The sequence below is a fragment of the Asanoa ishikariensis genome, from assembly GCF_900107455.1.
Lineage (GTDB): Bacteria > Actinomycetota > Actinomycetes > Mycobacteriales > Micromonosporaceae > Asanoa > Asanoa ishikariensis.
In genome coordinates this window covers 878,690-896,304 of record NZ_FNQB01000003.1, presented here as the reverse complement: position 1 = coordinate 896,304, position 17,615 = coordinate 878,690, and the positions used below count along the sequence as shown (strand labels likewise).

The 17,615-nt window shown below is 71.4% G+C and carries 16 protein-coding genes; 7 read left to right on the top strand and 9 right to left on the bottom strand.

All coding sequences use genetic code 11. The features are described 5' to 3' along the window. Positions 1-2: 2 nt before the first annotated feature. Positions 3-1,763, bottom strand: a complete 1,761-nt coding sequence (locus BLV39_RS28160; RefSeq protein WP_090799381.1) for a discoidin domain-containing protein — start codon at positions 1,761-1,763, stop codon at positions 3-5. Between the two features lie 189 nt (positions 1,764-1,952). Between BLV39_RS28160 and BLV39_RS28155 the strand changes: the two genes are divergently transcribed. Beyond that, positions 1,953-5,012 carry a discoidin domain-containing protein gene (locus tag BLV39_RS28155; protein ID WP_090799378.1) on the top strand — a complete coding sequence of 1,020 codons (3,060 nt, stop codon included), beginning with the start codon at positions 1,953-1,955 and terminating at the stop codon, positions 5,010-5,012. On the opposite strand, the gene BLV39_RS28150 is transcribed toward BLV39_RS28155, so the two are convergent. Continuing rightward, positions 5,009-5,374, bottom strand: coding sequence for a VOC family protein (locus tag BLV39_RS28150; protein WP_090799375.1), 366 nt, complete (start codon positions 5,372-5,374; stop codon positions 5,009-5,011). The genes BLV39_RS28155 and BLV39_RS28150 overlap by 4 nt on opposite strands. Positions 5,375-5,467: 93 nt before the next feature. Here BLV39_RS28150 and BLV39_RS28145 point away from each other — a divergent pair, with 93 nt between their 5' ends. From BLV39_RS28145 to BLV39_RS28135, 3 genes are read left to right on the top strand one after another with little or no spacing between them, the layout of a single operon-like run. Then, complete coding sequence (locus BLV39_RS28145) at positions 5,468-8,008, top strand: hypothetical protein (protein ID WP_090799372.1); 2,541 nt, start codon at positions 5,468-5,470, stop codon at positions 8,006-8,008. A gap of 35 nt (positions 8,009-8,043) precedes the next feature. Beyond that, positions 8,044-8,934, top strand: coding sequence for an SDR family NAD(P)-dependent oxidoreductase (locus tag BLV39_RS28140; RefSeq protein ID WP_090799369.1), 891 nt, complete (start codon positions 8,044-8,046; stop codon positions 8,932-8,934). 16 nt (positions 8,935-8,950) lie between these two features. Next, the gene (locus BLV39_RS28135; protein WP_090799364.1) at positions 8,951-9,811 is read left to right on the top strand and encodes a fumarylacetoacetate hydrolase family protein; all 861 of its coding nucleotides are present in this window, start codon (positions 8,951-8,953) and stop codon (positions 9,809-9,811) included. On the opposite strand, the gene BLV39_RS28130 is transcribed toward BLV39_RS28135, so the two are convergent. Genes BLV39_RS28130 through BLV39_RS28120 form a run of 3 tightly spaced genes read right to left on the bottom strand, consistent with a single transcriptional unit; the run spans position 9,808 to position 11,996 of the window. Next, positions 9,808-10,548: an SRPBCC family protein gene (locus BLV39_RS28130; protein WP_090799361.1), complete on the bottom strand. Its 741-nt coding sequence runs from the start codon at positions 10,546-10,548 to the stop codon at positions 9,808-9,810. The two genes, BLV39_RS28135 and BLV39_RS28130, sit on opposite strands and share 4 nt — an antisense overlap. After that, a complete protein-coding gene (locus BLV39_RS28125) occupies positions 10,545-11,150 on the bottom strand; it encodes a winged helix-turn-helix domain-containing protein (RefSeq protein ID WP_090799358.1) in 606 nt (201 codons plus the stop codon). Before BLV39_RS28125 ends, BLV39_RS28130 begins: the two co-directional genes overlap by 4 nt. Before the next feature lie 57 nt (positions 11,151-11,207). Beyond that, on the bottom strand, positions 11,208-11,996 hold the full coding sequence (locus BLV39_RS28120) for an endonuclease/exonuclease/phosphatase family protein (RefSeq protein ID WP_176985192.1): 789 nt from the start codon (positions 11,994-11,996) through the stop codon (positions 11,208-11,210). A gap of 47 nt (positions 11,997-12,043) precedes the next feature. Here BLV39_RS28120 and BLV39_RS28115 point away from each other — a divergent pair, with 47 nt between their 5' ends. Beyond that, on the top strand, positions 12,044-12,574 hold the full coding sequence (locus tag BLV39_RS28115) for a DinB family protein (protein WP_204082603.1): 531 nt from the start codon (positions 12,044-12,046) through the stop codon (positions 12,572-12,574). A 31-nt stretch (positions 12,575-12,605) separates the two neighbouring features. Further along, positions 12,606-14,258 (top strand): phosphoglucomutase (alpha-D-glucose-1,6-bisphosphate-dependent), encoded by a 1,653-nt coding sequence (gene pgm / locus BLV39_RS28110; protein WP_090799352.1) that lies wholly within the window; start codon positions 12,606-12,608, stop codon positions 14,256-14,258. On the opposite strand, the gene BLV39_RS28105 is transcribed toward pgm, so the two are convergent. Both BLV39_RS28105 and BLV39_RS28100 read right to left on the bottom strand, forming a co-directional pair. Next, entirely contained in the window at positions 14,255-14,683 is a 429-nt protein-coding gene (locus BLV39_RS28105) for a DUF1810 domain-containing protein (protein WP_090799350.1), read from the bottom strand. The two genes, pgm and BLV39_RS28105, sit on opposite strands and share 4 nt — an antisense overlap. Positions 14,684-14,703: 20 nt before the next feature. Continuing rightward, a complete protein-coding gene (locus BLV39_RS28100; protein WP_090799347.1) occupies positions 14,704-15,195 on the bottom strand; it encodes a hypothetical protein in 492 nt (163 codons plus the stop codon). 52 nt (positions 15,196-15,247) lie between these two features. On the opposite strand from BLV39_RS28100, the gene BLV39_RS28095 reads away from it, so the two are divergent. Continuing rightward, positions 15,248-15,724: a GNAT family N-acetyltransferase gene (locus tag BLV39_RS28095; protein ID WP_090799344.1), complete on the top strand. Its 477-nt coding sequence runs from the start codon at positions 15,248-15,250 to the stop codon at positions 15,722-15,724. Here BLV39_RS28095 and BLV39_RS44840 read toward each other — a convergent pair. Both BLV39_RS44840 and BLV39_RS28085 read right to left on the bottom strand, forming a co-directional pair. Beyond that, positions 15,721-16,305, bottom strand: coding sequence for a TetR/AcrR family transcriptional regulator (locus tag BLV39_RS44840; RefSeq protein ID WP_090799341.1), 585 nt, complete (start codon positions 16,303-16,305; stop codon positions 15,721-15,723). The two genes, BLV39_RS28095 and BLV39_RS44840, sit on opposite strands and share 4 nt — an antisense overlap. A gap of 40 nt (positions 16,306-16,345) precedes the next feature. Further along, positions 16,346-17,578, bottom strand: a complete 1,233-nt coding sequence (locus tag BLV39_RS28085) for an MFS transporter (RefSeq protein ID WP_204082604.1) — start codon at positions 17,576-17,578, stop codon at positions 16,346-16,348. Positions 17,579-17,615: the final 37 nt, after the last annotated feature.

Below are 17,615 nucleotides of genomic sequence, written 5' to 3'. Positions count from 1 at the left end.
GATCACCAGCCGACGGCCACCAGGAGCCACTGGGGACTGCCGTGCGAGATGAACGAGGACTGCTCGGCGTAGTCGTCGTACGGGAAGCCGTACGACAGGTTGTTGATCGCGCGGTCGTGCCAGAACTTGGCGTAGTAGTTGGCCGGCGGAGCCTGGTAGAAGTTCGCCGGGTTCGACTGCTGCGCCGCCGGCAGGTGCGCCACGTGCCGGTTGAGGGCGGCGCAGCCGGCGGCGTTGTTGGCCAGCGGCCCGGCACAGCCGAAGATGTCCGAGGTGGCTGCCGGGAGCCCGTTCTGCGACGCGTACGCCGTCAGATAGTTCTGGTACTGCCCACCGGCCCGGAACTGGGGTGAGTTCCCCGGTGACGGGATCCGGTACGGCGCCTGGATCGTCGCGAGGTGCTTGAACTCGGCCGGCACCGCGTCGCTGAACCGCTGGAACGTCACCGCCCGGTCCTCGGCGAAGGTGGCCTCGGTCTCGCCCACCGACGCGTCGTAGCCGTCGCGGGAGTGCAGCCGCATCGCCAGCTTCAGCGCGAACGCGTCGACCCGGGTGGTGTTGCCGTTGAACACGTTCGGCCCGACGGTGAACTCGATGAAGTCGTTGTACTCACTGGTCGGCGAGCCGAGGTGGAAGTACATCCGGCCGGCGGTGTTGGCCGGCATGTCGAAGTAGGGCTGCTCGGCGATCGAGTGCACCTGCCCGTTGTAGCTCCAGTAGACCTGGCTGTCGGGGTAGCGGCCGTTGGTCCGGTTCAGGACCTTGACCATGACCACGTTCTGCGCGGCCGGGATCGACGCGGTGTCTCCCCAGAAGCCGCCGGTCGGCGGTGGGTTGGTCGTCGGCGGTGGGGTGGGTCCGCTTCCGCTGGTACGCACGACGAACTCCCACAGCGAGTAGCCGTACGCGGTGGCCCGCGCGGTGCCGTTCATCCGCACGTAGCGACCCGAGCCGGAGACCGCGAGGGTCTGCGTGCCGCCGGTGCCGGTCGTGGTCGAGTAGACCGTGGTCCACGGGCCGTCCGGTCCTGACGAGACCTGGATCTGGAAGGCGCGGGCGTACGCCGGCTCCCACTGCAACACCACCTGGCAGAGCGTCTGGGTGTTGCCCAGGTCGACCCGCAGCCACTGCGGATCGGCGAAGGTGCTGGACCAGCGTGTCGCGGCGTTGCCGTCGAACGCCGCCGAGGCGGGCATGGTCGCGTTCTCCACGGTCGACGCGGCCGCCGGCCGGTTCAGCGCGGCGTTTCCGGAGCAGCCCGTGTCGATCAGCCCGTAGACCTGGAACTCCCAGAGCGAGTACCCGTACGGCGTCCCGCGCGCGGTGCCGTTCATCCGCACGTAGCGCCCGGTGCCGGTGACGGTCAGGGCCTGCGTGCCGCCGGCCCCGGTGGTGGTCGAGTAGATGGTGGTCCAGGGTCCACCGGCCGCACTGGCCACCTGGATCTGGAAGGAACGGGCGTACGCCGCCTCCCACTGGAGCACGACCTGGCCGACCGAGGTGGTCGCGCCGAGGTCGACCTGGATCCACTGCGGATCGCCGAAGGCGCTCGACCAGCGGGTGCCGGCGTTGCCGTCGACGGCGGCCGACGCGGGTGAGGCGGCGTTCTCGGTCGACGAGGCCGTGGCCGGCTTGCCCTGGGAGACCAGGACGAGGGCGGCGTCGGCGCGCGACCGGGTGGTCACGACGAACAGTGCGGTGATGAGGGTGGCCGCGGCGACCACGGCGAGCGCGGCGCGGCGGCGGGACAGGGTGTGAGGCATCGCGACTCCTGCGGGGACGGAAGCAGGGTGAGAGAGCGCTCTCAGGCGGAGACGCTCGTCCCGTCCGGCGGCCTTGTCAAGAACCAATTCGACAACGGCGAATATTCGCGCCCTTGACTGGAGCGGCCCGAGTCGTGACCCTGTGGGAGAGCGCTCTCCAAATCCGACCGTCCCCGTATTGGAGTGCACATGCCAGCCCCACCCCGCCGCCGGCTGCTCGTCGCCGGCGCGATCCTCACCCTGCTCGTCGCCGGCGCGCTGACCGCCACACCGGCCGCGGCCGCCGGCCCGCTGATCTCCCAGGGCAAGACGGCCACCGCCTCCTCGGCGGAGAACGCCGGCACCCCCGCGTCGGCCGCCGTCGACGGCAACGCCGGCACCCGCTGGTCCAGCGTCTTCACCGATCCACAGTGGATCCAGATCGACCTCGGTGCCACGTACGCCGTCGACCAGGTCGAGCTCGTATGGGAGACCGCGGCCGCGCGGTCCTTCGAGCTCCAGGTCTCCGCCGCGGCCGGCGGGCCATGGCAGTCGATCTACTCGACCACCACCGGGGCCGGCGGCACGCAGACGCTGGCCGTCACCGGATCCGGGCGCTACGTGCGGATGTACGGCACCGCCCGGACCACCGGCTATGGCTACTCGCTGTGGGAGTTCCGGGTCTTCGGCACCACCGGCGGCGGCGGGCCCACCGACCCACCACCGGCCGGCGGCACGCCGATCTCCGCGTTCAAGACGGTCGCCGCCTCGTCGTACGAGGGCGGCAACGCCCCGGCGGCCGCGCTCGACGGCCGCACCAACACCCGCTGGTCCAGCCTCTTCGCCGATCCACAGTGGATCAGCATCGACTTCGGCGGCACCGCCAGCATCAACCAGGTGGTGCTCAACTGGGAGGGGGCCTACGCCTCGGCGTACCGCCTGGAGACCTCGACCAACGGCACCACCTGGACGACCATCTACACGACCGCCGCCGGGCGTGGCGGCGTCGAGCGGCTCGCGGTCAACGGCAGCGGTCGGTTCCTGCGGATGTACGGCACCGCGCGGGCGACCGGCTACGGCTACTCGCTCTGGGAGTTCCAGGCGTTCGGCACGCTCGACACCAGCGCCACAACCCCGCCGTTGCTGTCCAGCCCGACCCGCCCACCTGCGACGACCGGGCAGTTCGCGTTGACCGCGCCGGCCGACGCCGCGATGGTCACCACCACCCGACGCCCGGTGCTGTCCTGGGCCGCGGTCGGCGGCGCGACGAGCTACCAGGTCTGGATCAACGTCAGCCGCACCGACTACGACTTCTCCGCGGCCGGCAACCTGATCGACCTCTACACGCGGGTCGCCACCGTGACCGGCACCAGCTACACCCCGAGCTGGGACATGGCCGACCGCTGGACCTACAAGTGGTACGTCACCACCGGCAGCAGCACGTCGAACATCCGCCGCTTCAGCGTCTACGTGCCCACGCTGGAGACCGTCGCCGACGGCGTGAACGTCGTCGCCGGTGCGCGGGACCTCGACCGCAACGGCTCGATCGCGCCGTACGAGGACTGGCGGCAGCCGATCGAGACGCGGGTCAACGACCTGCTCGGCCGGATGACGGCCGAGGAGAAGGCGTACCAGATGTTCTACAACGCGCAGGCCTTCCCGCGCTCCGGCTGGCACTTCGGCCCGGCCGGTGCGGCCGACCTGCACGCGGCGCTGCTCGGCTCGTCCGGCACCCGGCTGGGCATCCCGTTCGTTTCGGCCGGCGACACCATCCACGGCTACCAGACGACGTACCCGACGCAGAGCGCGCTGGCCGCGGCCCGCAACTACGCGCTGGACTACAAGCTCGGCGACATGCAGCGCCGGGAGCAGCTCGAGGTCGGCACCCGCGGCGTGCTCGGCCCGCTGGCCGAGGTCGGCACCAAGGTGCTCTACCCGCGCATCCAGGAGGGCAACGGCGAGAACGCGTACGTGGCCGCGGCACAGACCCGGGCGCTGGTGGCGGGCCTGCAGGGTGGCCCGGAGCTCAACCCGGCCTCGGTGCTGGCCACCGTCAAGCACTGGCCCGGTGAGGGTGCGGGCGGCGAGGCCCTGATCGTGTACGACGGGGTCACGATCAAGTACCACATGATCCCGTTCCGGGCCGCGATGGAGGCCGGCGCGGTCAACATCATGCCCGGGTACGCCGGTTCGTCGCTGCTGGACCCGGGCGGCCCCGGTGCCGGTGACAGCGCGCCGATCCTCGCGTACCTCCGGCAGAACCTGGGCTACCAGGGCCTGATCACCACCGACTGGCTGCCCTGGGGCTCCTGGGTCGGCGCGGCTCGCGCGGGCTCCGACGTGATGGGCGGCGCGGACCCGGGCGCGGTCGGCTTCTCGATCGCCTCGTTCGTCGCCGGTGTCCCCGCGGCGCGGATCGACGACGCGGTGCGCCGGGTCCTGCGGATCAAGTTCCAGCTAGGGCTCTTCGAGAACCCCTACGGCGACCCGGTCAACGGCCCGTACCGGATGCACCAGCCGTCGTACACGGCGTTGGCGAACCAGGCCTCCCGCGAGGCGATGACGCTGCTGAAGAACGACGGCGCGGTGCTGCCGTTGCGCCTGAACGCGGGGGACACGGTCGTCGTCGCCGGCCCGCGGGCCACGGACACCTCGGCGTGCTGCATCTGGACCAGCTACTTCCACCAGGAGTACGGGTCGCAGACCATGCTGGACGCCATCCGAGCCCGGGGTGCACAGGCGGGCGTGAACGTGGTCTCCGGTGACGCGCCGTCGCCGAAGGTGGCGATCGTGGCGGTCGGGGAGGGCTCCTACACGCACGGGACACAGTGGGTGAAGGAGCAACCGTACCTGCCGCCGGACCAGCTCGCGCTGATCAGGGGTTTCCGGGCACGCGGAATCCCGGTGGTGGTCGCGCTGGTGCTGCCCCGCCCGTACGTGATCACCGACTGGAACGCCGACGCCAACGCGATCGTGGTCACCTACCGCGGTGGCGAGGAGATGGGTCCGGCGCTGGCCAGCCTGCTGTTCGGCGACTACGCGCCGACCGGCAAGCTGCCCTGGCAACTGCCGCGCAGCCTGGCCGACGTGCTCCGCCCGGGCGGCAGTGACGTGCTGGCCGACGCCACCGAGGCCTGGGACCTGCCCTACGACCTCGGTGCCACGGCGGCGCAGCGCGCCACGCTGCGGGCCCAGATCGACGCCGGCCAGCAGCCGACGCCGACCGGCAACCCGCTCTACCAGTACGGAGCCGGACGGACCGGCTTCTAACGCGTCTCGGTCAGGGCCAGGTTGTGGCCGTCCGGATCACGGAAGAACGTCATCCACAGCTCGCCCTGCTCGTCGCGGTGCACGAGATGCGGCTCGTCGAGGAAGCCGACCCCTTCCTTGACGAGCCGCTCGCGCTCGGCCACGAGGTCGTCGACGCTGAAGTAGAGCGTCACCTTGCTGGCGAACGCCTCGGACTCGGGCACGCCGAGATAGAGGCGCACGTCGCCGCTCTGGAAGAACGCCATCGACTGCCCCGGCACATCAAACAGGAAGGGCACCCCGAGCACGTCCCGGTAGAACCGGACGGACCGCTCGAGCTCGCTCACACTGACGTGGATCTGCGAAACCGCACCTACCGACATACCCACAGCTCACCAGCCGTGACCAAGAGTCGCAACCGGACACCCGGACAGGCGTTGCCGCACCGCCGCCGAGGTGGCCACGATGGTGGCACAGTGGATGACAAAGTGTTCGAGGCGGCCGTCACGCGCGCTACGGCCAGCAGCGAGATCGTGAGCGCGCTGACCCGGCTGGCCGTGGGCCGAGCCGACCGACGGACAGCCCTCGAAGCCGAGCTGACCGAGCACGTCCGCGCCGGTTGGACGGACATGCGTAGCCTCGTCGTCGCGGAGGCCGAGGCCTATGAGGCGACCTCCCCCGTCACACCCGACGCAGTCGATCTGCAAGATCTAGAAGATCTGTTGGCGATGCGCTCGCCGCCCTCTGCCCGCGTAACGGCCCGGAACGCTCTGGTCAAGTCGCTGTTGGAGCGCGCTGTCCTGCCGGCCATGCGCGAGTGGATCAACGTCGCGCTCGAGCGGGACCACGAGCTGCGTTACCGGCCGCGGTTCGAGGCCGCCGACACGTCCGGCCTGCGCCAGATGTCGGCACCGGAGCACGAGCTCGCCACCGGGTCCTTCGTGCGGCTCCGCCTACTGATGAACCAGATCGGCGGCGGCGCGATCGGTATCTCCGGGCCGCGCGGCATTGGCAAGTCCACGTTGATCAGATCGGCATGTGGACCGGGTTGGCTCGCCAAACGCCACAGGACCCATGGGGTGTTCGTTCCGGCTCCCGTCGAGTACGTGCCCCGGGACTTCCTCCTGCACCTGTTCGCCTCGCTCTGCCTACGGGTCGATCCGCAGGCGGAGGAACCGGACGAACCACGGCGGGGCTCGACCTTCACGTCCGAGATCCCCCTCTTCGGTGCCATCCTGGCCGCGGCCGCCGGAGTCGCCCTCGTGGCCACCGGTGTCGCAGCGGTGCGGTCGGCGCCCGCGACGGTGGCCGGCGCCGGCTCCGCGATGGCAGTCGTCGCGGCGCTCTGGGCGCTGGGACCGTACCTGGTGGTCAGCGCCGCCGACCTGCGGGTCAAGACGGGCACATACCGCTCGCCGCTGGAACAGGTGGGGCGGCAGGCCGATCGCCGTGTGATGTGGATCGTCGTCGCCCTGGCGGCGCTCGGTCTCGCCATCACCGGCGCCGCGTGGTTGATCATCGGAAACCCTCGCTCCGACACCTACCTGGGGCTCGCTGTCCTGGGCCTGCCGGCGCTGGTCGCTCTCGCCGTGATCGACGAGGAGCCAGTCGCGTTGCCGCACGCCGCCGGCGCGGGGGTCCTCGGCAGCCTGGGGCTCCTGACCGCGGGCGTGGTGATGACCGGCACGGTGACGGCCGGCGACCAGCTCGCCGTCGTGGTCTTCGTCGTGGCAGCCGCCCTCGCATGGATGCGAGCGGTGCTGAGGCGGCATTCGCTGCCGCTTCGGTCGGGTCAGCCCCTGGACGCGGGCCTGACCAGTGCGACCGTCGCGGCGTTGATCGGTGGGCTGGCGGTGACCGCGGCGCAGGCCTGGAACACCTCACCTGATACTGGGTTCCTGTGGGGCCCGGTGTTCCTGGCCGGGTGCTTCGGGTTCGAGACCGCACGGCGGCGCTGGCACGCCGGGTTCGAGGCGGAACCACGGCCGCCCGAACCGCTCGCTGAGCGGGCGCGGGCCCAGCTACGCCGGATCCGCTACCAGCAGACCATCACCACCGGCTGGGTCGACGCGGTCAAGATCGGCGCGATCCCGAAGACCCCGGTCGCCGTCGAGCACACCGTCAGCGGTGGCGAGAGCATGGCCCGGGTCCCACTGACCTATCCGGAGATCGTCGCCGCCTTCCACGCGTATGTCGCATCGCTGACCCGGGACGGTGCGGCCGTGGTGATCGGGATCGACGAACTGGACAAGCTGACGCCCGAGGCTGCGGTGCGGTTCATGAACGACATCAAGGCGATCTTCGAGGCGCACGTGCCCGGCTGCTACTTCCTGGTGTCAGTGTCGGAGGAGGCGCTCGCCGGGTTCGCCCAGCGCGGCCTGCCCACCCGCGACGTGTTCGACACCGCGTTCGACGAGATGCTCCGGCTGGAGCCGCTGAGCTACGACGCGACGGTCACGATGCTCGCCAGACGGGTCATCGACCTGCCGCGCGGGGTGACCGTGCTGTGCCACGCGCTCGCCGGTGGGCTGCCTCGCGACGTCGTGCGCGTGGTCCGTGCGACGGTCGCCGCCCGCGACCGGACGGGCAAGGACGAGATCGGCGACCTGGCCCGCCGGGTCTGCACAGAGCAGGCGCGAGCCCAACTGCACGCGCTGCGCACGGCGGCGCGGGCGCAGAATGACTGGCGGCAGGTCGTCGCCATCACGGACTGGGCCGACACTCGCACGCTCGACAACGTTGCCGAGATCGCCAACCTGCCGAAGGACATAGACGACCCGGCGGCCACGGCGTTGCTTCAGGCGCACGCGACGTCGCTCTACCACCTCGCGACCGTGGCCACCTTCCTGGGCACCGCGGGCAGCGACGAGCGAGAGCGGGTCGAGACCGGCACCGGCGTCGAGACGCTGGCCCGGGCCCGCGCCGAGATGGCCGCGAGCTGGGCCCTCGCGTGGCGGCGCGTCTCGGAGTTCCGGGCCGCGTGGGGAATGGCCGTGATCGACCCACCCGAGTCCTGACCGTTTCGACCATCGGATCCGGGGAAGTGCCAGGTATGGCATTCGGCGCGGACTCCACCGCCGCCGAGGTGGTGGCGGATGTCGACCTCACCGGACAGCGGGCCGTGGTCACCGGCGGTGGCTCCGGGATCGGGCTGGCGACCGCGAAGGCGCTTGCCGCCGCGGGCGCGCAGGTCACCGTCGCGGTGCGGGATCCCGCGCAGGGCCGCGCGGCGGGACTGCGTTGGGAGTTGCTCGACCTCTCCGATCTTGGCTCGGTCCGGGCGTTCGCCAACCGCTGGACCGGGCCGCTGCACATTCTGGTCAACAACGCCGGTGTCATGCGTACCCCCGAGGCACACACGTCGCAGGGCTGGGAGCTTCAGTTCGCGACCAACCACCTCGGTCATTTCGCGTTGAGCGTCGCGCTGCATCCGGCGCTCGGCGAGACCGACGACGGTGGGCGGGTCGTCGCGGTCACCTCGGCATCGCATCTGCGCGCGCCGGTCGACTTCGACGACATCAACTTCGAGCACCGGACGTACGACCCGACGACCGCGTACGACCAGTCGAAGACCGCCAACGTGCTGTTCGCGGTCGAGGCGGCGCGGCGCTGGGCGCACGACGGGGTCACTGTCAACGCGGTCAACCCGGGTGGGGTGCGCGGCCACCTCCAGCACCATCTGTCGGACGCGGAGCTCTCCGAGATGGACGCCCGCGCCGCGTCGGGCCCGGGCTGGAAGTCGCCGGAGCAGGGCGCCGCGACCTCGGCCTACGTGGCGACCGCACCCGTGCTGGCGGGCGAGTCCGGACGGTACTTCGAGGACTGTCACGAAGCGGGGCTGCACCAGCCGGGCACCGCGGCCGGCGTCGCGCCGTACGCCGTCGACCCGGCCAACGCCGCCCGATTGTGGGAGATTTCGGCAGAGGCGGTCGGCGCCGGCTAGCCGTACGCTGCCGGTCATGCACATTGTCCGGTACCGCCGCGAACACGATGCCACCGCGCGCGTCGGCGTTCGCGTCGACGGGGTCGTCCGCGAGCTGACCGCGCCGTCCGTCGCCGCGCTGCTCCACGAGTCGGTCGCCGACATTCGCGACCTGGTCGCCGCGCCCGGTGACGTGGTCGACGACGCCCGGCTGCTCGCGCCGGTCGACGGTGGCACCGAGGTCTGGGCGGCCGGTGTGACCTACCTGCGTTCGCGCGAGGCGCGGATGGAGGAGAGCAGCGAGGCCGACATCTACGGCCGCGTCTACGACGCCGCCCGCCCCGAGCTGTTCTTCAAGTCCGCTGCCTGGCGCGTGGTCGTCGACGGCGAGCCGGTGGCTATCCGCGCCGACTCCGGCCTCGACGTGCCGGAGCCGGAGCTGGCCCTGGTGATCAACCGGTTCGGCGAGGTCGCCGGCTACCTGGTCTCGAACGACATGAGCTCCCGGTCGATCGAGGGGGAGAACCCCCTCTACCTGCCACAGGCCAAGGTGTACGCGGGTGCGTGCGCCCTGTCGGCCGGCATCCGCCCGGCGTGGGAGGTCGACGGCAGCGACCTGACCGTGTCCGTGCGGGTCACCCGGGAAGGCGTGGCGGTCTGGTCCGGCGCGACGTCGACCGCCCGGCTCAAGCGCCCGTACGCGGAGCTCGTCGACTATCTGTTCCGGGCCGACAACTTCCCGGACGGTGCCGTCCTGTCGACCGGCACCGGCCTGGCCCCCGCGATGGACTTCACGCTGCGCCCTGACGACGTCGTCACCATCACCATCGACGGAGTCGGCGAACTGACCAACCCCGTCGTGGTGGGCAAGGAGCACTTCGACTTCCAGCGTCCCTAGTCGGCCGTGGCGAGGCTGCTCAGCCAGTTCTGCCACGCCTCGGTCTCGGTCGACCGGTCGCGGTCGTCGAAGTAGTGCGCGGTCGCGAAGACCATGTCGTTGTAGCCGTGGATCAGCGTGTAGATCGCGTCGTCGGTGCGCATGCCCACGAAGCTCGGCGAGATCACGAACTCCACCGTCCCGTCGACCGGCGCGATCCCGGGCACGTCGAGCCGGGCCGGCTGGCCGTTCGCGGCGTCCGCGCCGGCGCCGACCGCGGCCGTCATGGCCGCCCACGAGTCCTTGGTGATCGGCCCCGGCAGGAAGACCGACTTCGTCGCGGTGCGGGGAGCGAAGTGCTTCAGATAGACGGCGAGCTTCGTCATGTACGCGCGGTCGCCGATCGACAGGCCGTTGTATTCCGCTTCCCAGTCGTCGCCGAGCAGGCCACTGTGGACGAAGCGCACCACCGCGCCGCCGCCGTCGCGCGACTCGATGAGCCACTCCATGGCCATGAACGTGCCGTCCGGGTTCTTGTCCTCCTGCGTCGCGAAGTGCCGGCCGGGCTCCCAGGCCGTGATGCTGGAGCGGGAGGTGTGCCCGAACATCTCGAACGTCGCGCTCTTGCTGGCGCTGTCGACCTCGGTGCGCCCCATGAGCCAGGAGTCGACCGCCGCCCCCGACGTGATCGCCTCCCAGACCTGGTCCGGCGTGGCGTCGACGGTGAACTCTTCGCGTACCTCGAACGGGTGCGTCATGACTGCTGCTCCTTGGCTGGTGGGTCGGCGTCTTCGGTGATGCTCGGGTGCACCGCGACGATGACGCGGTGTGGCCGACCAGATTCGGTGTGATATTTGCTGATAATTCCGGCTAGGGCGTCCGTGAGCTCACCCACGAACGCGGCACGGTCGGCCGGCTTCGCGAACCGCACCTCGGCATCGAGCCCGAAGGTGGCCAGTGGCTTGCCGGCCCGCGCCGCCCCGTTGATGAGCGCCCCCGTCTCCCGCACGAGCCGCGCGGCGAGCGCGAGCAACCAGCGCGCGGACAGGCGATCGGGGGACCGGGCCGGATCGGGGGCGACCGCGGCGAGCGCGGCCGGCGAGATCACGTAGGCGGCGGCGGAGGCCCGCATCACCCGCTCGGTCATGTTGCCCTTGCGCCGCTCCTGGACCAGTTCGACGAGACCGTGCTGCTCCAGGGTCTTGACGTGGTAGTTGACCTTCTGCCGAGGCAGCCCGAGCCGCGCTGCCAGGCTGGTCGCGGTGTGTGGCTCGGCCAGCTCCGCGAGCATCCGGGCCCGGATCGGATCGAGCGAGACCTCCGCGACGGCGGCGTCCTCGATCACTGCGACTTCCTGCATGCCTCCAACGGTGTCACCGACAACTTTATTTGTCAAGGAGGACTTTCTTGTCCAGAGCTAGTCGCTCAGGTCGGCCACCACCGCGGCGTGGTCGGTGGGCCAGACGCCGTCGACGGCGGTGGTGCCGGCACGGTGCACGCCGAGCACCCGACCCGCCCGGTGGGCGCTCTGGAGCACGTGGATGTAGTCGATCCGGCCGCTGGGCGCGACCCAGGCCGCCGCGTGCGGGTTGGCCCGGTCCCAGGTGAAGCCCGGGTCGCCCGGGTCGGCGAACCACCAGGCGTCGAGCAGCACCTGGTCGGGCACGAAGCCGACGGTCAGCACGCCGGCGAAGCGGCGCAGCTCGTCGGAGTCCGGCATCGCGTTGAGGTCGCCGACCACCAGCGGCGGGTGGCCGTCGTGCGGCAGGCCGGCCACGTGCCGGGCGAGCCAGTCGAGCTGAGCCGAGCGGCCGCCCGAGCCGGACAGCACGCTCAGGTGGGTGGTGACCAACGGAATCGTCCCCTGTGGAGCGTCGACCAGCACGCTCAGCGCGGACCGGCTCGGGTCGCCGGGCAGGTCGTACGCCTTCTCGGTGCTGATCGGCCAGCGGCTGAGCACCGCGACGCCGTTGCGCAGGCCGGGGCCGCCGTCGACGCGGACCCGCCAGGTCTCCTGGTCGCTGCCGGTGCCGAAGGCCCAGTGCAGACCGAGCGCGTCGGCCAGCCACTCCGCCAGGTTCTCGTCGTCGTCGGCCCAGACCTCCTGGAGCCCGACCAGGTCCGGCTGCTGCTCACGAAGCACCGACAGGATCGCCGCACGCCGCCGCTCCGGGTCCCCGAACCGCCACCACAGGTTCCACGTCATCACCCGCACACCGATCACGGTGCCATACGGGGGGTAGCCTGCCCGGCATGGCACAAGGTCAGGTCGGCTTCAATGGCATGTTCGTCAGTCCGGACGACGATCCCCGCTCGGACACCGGGTGGGTCTCGGAGCGCGACAACCTCGTCGGCTACCTGCGCGACTACCGACTGACGCTGGAGCTCAAGTGCGCCGGCCTCGACGCCGCCCAGCTCGCCACGCGCTCGGTGGCGCCGTCGGCCATGTCGCTGCTCGGGCTGGTCAGGCACCTGGCCGGGGTCGAGCAGTACTGGTTCCGCATCTACTTCGACGGCCAGGACGTGCCCAGGCTGTTCCGCGCCGAGGGCCGGACCGAGTGGGACGTCGAGCCCGACCAGGCGATGGTCGACGAGGCCTGGCGGGCATGGCGTGCCGAGGTGGCCTTCGCCGAGGAGTTCGTAACGGCGTCCGACCTGGAGCTCGTCGGCAAGGGCGGCGAGAACCTGCGCTCGATCCTCATCCACATGATCGAGGAGTACGCGCGACACATGGGACACGCCGACCTTCTGCGTGAGTCCGTCGACGGCCGGGTCGGCCAGTAGTTCCCGGCCGGTCCGCGGGACCGGCGTTACGATGCGGGACGTGTCCAACAACCCCCGCGCCGGGCAGCCGGCTGAGCCCGGTGATCTGATCGACGTCGGCGCCGTCCTCGCCGCCTACCACGACGAGCACCCCGACCCGTCGGTACCGGCGGAGCGGGTCGCGTTCGGCACCTCGGGCCACCGGGGTTCGAGCCTGAAGCGGGCGTTCAACGACGACCACATCGCGGCCACCAGCCAGGCGATCGTCGAATACCGGGCGGAGCAGGGCATCACCGGCCCGCTGTTCCTCGGCCGCGACACGCACGCGCTCTCCGCGCCGGCGACCGAGACGGCGCTGGAGGTGTTCGCCGCCAACGGGGTGACCGTGCTGATCGACAGCCGCGACGGGTTCACCCCGACGCCGGCCGTCTCGCACGCGATCCTCACCTACAACAAGCGCGGCCCGGCCGGTCGCGCCGACGGCGTGGTGGTCACCCCCTCACACAACCCGCCCGACGACGGCGGCTTCAAGTACAACCCGCCGAACGGCGGCCCCGCCGACACCGACGCGACGGGCTGGATCCAGGACCGCGCCAACGAGCTGCTGCGCGCGAAGCTGGCCGGGGTGCGCCGGATGTCGTACGGCCGGGCGCGTGCGGCGGAGACCACCCAGGAGTTCGACTTCACCGCGTCCTATGTGGATGACCTGCCGTCGGTGGTCGACCTCGTGGCGATCCGCGACGCCGGCGTGCGGATCGGCGCCGACCCGCTGGGCGGGGCCAGCGTCGCCTACTGGGCGGAGATCGCCGAGAAGCACGGGCTCGACCTGACCGTGGTCAACCCGGCCGTCGACCCCCGGTTCGCGTTCATGACGCTCGACTGGGACGGCAAGATCCGAATGGACTGCTCCTCGCCGTACGCGATGGCGTCCCTGATCGCCAAGCGCGACCAGTACCAGGTGGCCACGGGCAACGACGCCGACGCCGACCGGCACGGCATCGTCACGCCGGACGCGGGCCTGATGAACCCGAACCACTACCTGGCCGTCGCGATCGACTACCTGTTCCGCAACCGCGAGGGCTGGCCGGCCGACGCCGCGATCGGCAAGACGCTGGTCTCGTCGTCGCTGATCGACCGCGTCGCCGCCGACCTCGGCCGCACGCTGCTCGAGGTGCCGGTCGGCTTCAAGTGGTTCGTGCCGGGCCTGCTCGACGGCTCGGTCGGCTTCGGCGGCGAAGAGAGCGCCGGGGCGTCGTTCCTGCGCCGCGACGGTGGCGTGTGGACCACCGACAAGGACGGCATCATCCTCAACCTGCTCGCCTCGGAGATCATCGCCCGCACCGGGCGCACGCCGTCGCAACACCACGCCGACCTGGTCGCCCGTTTCGGCAGCCCGGCGTACGCCCGGGTCGACGCGCCCGCGACGCGTGAGCAGAAGGCGGTGCTGGGCAAGCTGTCGCCGTCGCAGGTGACCGCGACCAGCCTGGCCGGCGAGCCGATCACGGAGATCCTGACCGCGGCCCCGGGCAACGGCGCGGCGATCGGTGGCCTCAAGGTCGCCACGGAGAACGGCTGGTTCGCCGCCCGCCCGTCGGGCACCGAGGACGTCTACAAGATCTACGCGGAGTCCTTCAAGGGCCCTGATCACCTGGCCCGCATCCAGGAGGAGGCCCGCGGCGTCGTGGGCGCTGCTCTGTCGGCTTAGTGCAGCCGCGCGAGCGTCGCGTCGTCCTCGGCCCCGTCGTAGAAGCGGTCGAGGACGCCGCGGAACACCGGTTCGCCCGGCGCCGCGTGGGCGAACAGCGTCATCGACGAGCGCAGCTTGAGCGCGTCGACAGGGCCGAAGATGCGGACCTCGTCGCTCTCCGCGCCGTCGACCAGGATGCCGGCGCACTCGCGCAGCCGGGGGCCGAGCACCGGGTGGCCCAGGTAGGCGCGGGCCTCGTCGAGCCCGGAGATCGCGTACGCCTGCGCCATCGAGCTTCGCCCGAGGCCGGCGATCTGCGGGAACACGAACCACATCCAGTGGCTGCGCTTGCTGCCCTCACGAAGCTCAGCCGCCGCGCGCTCATAGGTGCCGTCCTGCGCCTCGACAAAGCGCCGTAGCTGCCAGGGGTCGTCGTCACTCACCCGGCCAGCCTAGACACCCCCTAGGGCGCCGGCACGCTCCTGGGCGTGATCCACGAGTGGCGGGGTTGCTGGGCGACGCCCAGGTCGGCGGACAGTTGGTGCCGCAGCGCGCTGGCCTTCGCGCGCAAGGTCACCGAGTCGTCGTCGGTCAACGCGGCGGTCGTCCGGTCGGCCGTCTCTTGAAGCGCGTTCTGGAGTGCGAAGTAGGCGTCCCGGGCGGCCTGGGACAGGAACAGGCCGCCGGCCTGCTCGCTGAAGTACCAGCTGTGGAAAGTCTCCCGGATGTCGCGCAGCCTGGCCTGGTCCGGAACGCTCGACGACAGCCACTGCCGCGGAATGCGCTCGGTGAGATGGAACAGCCGTTGATAGTGCGGCAACCGCAGGTCACGGAGGCTGCGGTCGTACTCGTGCTCGGCCTGGACGCGCAGTTGCGCACGGCTGGTCACGTAACTGACGGCGCCGCCGACGAGCAGCCCGGCGAGCGCGGAGATCATCGAGATCCACGGGCCCATGTGCTGAGTATCGGTCTCGCTGCCAGGCGCGGCTACTACCCTCTACGGCATCATGACGTTCGCTCTGGTTCCGTTCACCGTCGACCGGGCCGCGCTGGTCGCCGGGTGGGTCAGGTCGGCGGACGAGGCCGACCTGTGGTGCTCGCGCGCCGAGCACCCGTTCCCCGCCGAGGTGGTCGCCGGCTGGTCCACACAGGACGACGTCGCCGCCTACCTGCTGCTCGACGCCGGTCGCGCGGTCGGCTACGGCGAGGTCTGGTCCGACGACGAGGAGGACGAGGCCGAGCTGGCCCGCCTGCTGGTGGCGCCGGGGGAGCGGGGCCGGGGCGTCGGGAAGGCGCTGACCCGCGCGCTGGCGGCCCGGGCCGGGTTCGACGACGTGTTCCTGCGGGTACGCCCGGACAACGCGGCCGCCCTGGCCACCTACCGGGCCGCGGGTTTCGCCGACGTCGCGCCCGAGCTTCAGGCGGAGTGGAACGCGCCGCAGCCCCGCCCGTACACCTGGCTGCGCTGGACCGGCACGCCCTAGCCCTGGTCCAGCGTCGCGGCGAGGAGGTTGCGGACGAGGGTGAGGCCGGCGGCGAGGCTCTCCGTCCGGTCGCGGTCCATCCGCATGCCGACCGCGATCCCGTCGTAGATGATCTGGAGCTGTTGGCCCAGGGACTCCGGGTCGGTGGCGCCGGCCTGGCGGGACAGGTCCGTGAACAGGTCGCGGACCCAGGCCCGGTAGTCGTCGGCCGCGGAGACCGAGGCCGCGCCCGGCATGGCTTCCGCAGTGGCCGAGACGAACGGGCAGCCGCGGTACTCGGGGTTGGTGAACCGGCCGCCCTGGATGTCGAAGACGCCGACGATCTTCTCGCGGGGCGTGGCGTACGCGTTGAGGCCTTCGGTGACCCGCTTGTCGATCGCCGCGTGCCGGCCCTGCAGGTAAGCCCGGATCAGCTCATCCTTGCTGCCGAACGTGTTGTAGAGCGTGGCCTTGGCGACGCCGGCGTGTTCGATCACCCGGTCGATGCCGACCACGTGCACGCCCTCGCGGTAGAACAGCTCGTCGGCCGAGGCCAGCAGCCGCTCCCGGGCCGAGGGCCGCGCGTTGGTCACCGCTGCCATCTCACTCACCGCCTTTCACCAAACCGTCGTCATCGTACGTTCAACCGGCCGGCTGGACCCGGGGTGCCTGCCGCCGCAGCAACGCCACACCCGCGAGTGCGGCCAGGACGATCACCGCGATGCCGTACTCCCGGGCGGTGTCGAGCAGGCCGCCGGCGTGCACCACCAGGTAGCCGGCGATCACGGCCGGCACGCCGAGGCCCAGGTAGGACACCACGTACAGGAGGGCGAGCACGCCGGCCCGCTCGTGCGCGGCGACCAGCGGGACCACGATCCGGATCGCGCCCTGGAAGCCGCTGCCGAAGCCGATGCCGGCCACGCCGGTCGCGATCAGGAAGGCCACGGTCGATCCGGCGGAGATCGCGAACAGGGAACCCGTGACGCCGGCGATCAGGCCGATGATGCCGATCGCGAGTGCGGTCCTGGCCGGGCGCTTGTCGACCGCCAGCACGGTCAGGGCGGCCACGGCCGCCAGCACGAACAGGCCGAGGCCGCCGTAGACCGCGGACGTGGAGCCGGCCAGGCCGCGGACCAGGGCCGGGCCGAGTGACGCGTAGAAGCCGGCGAGGGCCCACACCGCGAACAGCACCGGTGCGGCGATCGCGATCGGACCGCGGACGTTGCGGGGCAGCTTGACCTCGGGGATCAGGGAGTGCCGGGCGCCGGGCGCGCGGGTGACCGTCTCGGGCATCAGCGCGACGCCGGCCGCCTGGACGGCGAGCACACCGAGCAGCGCCAGGTAGATCAGGTGGGTCGGTGCCGGCAGGAACTGCACGACCAGGGCGGAGAGCAGGGCGCCGCCGCCGGTGCCGATGCCGGGCGCGACCGCGTTGGCGAACGTGCCGCGCGCCCGGTCGATGTCGAGCATCCCGGCGCCGAGCGCGGCCAGCGCCGCGCCGGTGGCCAGGCCCTGGACGACCCGGGCGGCGAGCAGCTCGGGTACGCCGCCGGCGAACGCGAACACCACCAGCGCGGCCGCCTGCACCAGCAGCGCCACGAGCAGGACCGGCCGCCGGCCGACGTGGTCGGAGAGGCGGCCGAAGACGAGGAGGGAGAGCAGGACGGCGACGGCGTACACGCCGAACACGACCGTGGTGGTCATCGGCGAGAAGCCCCACTCGGCCTGGTAGGTCGCGTAGAGCGGGGTCGGCGCGCTGGACGCGGCGAGCAGCGACACGACGATCGAGGCCAGCAGCACCAGCGACGGGGTGCGGCCGAGGCGGAAGCGACCCGTGGGGGTTGCCGGCCGATCGGTCAGGACGGACGTGCTCACGGCGGCTCCCTGGATAGACAGGTCTGTCTAGTGCGCC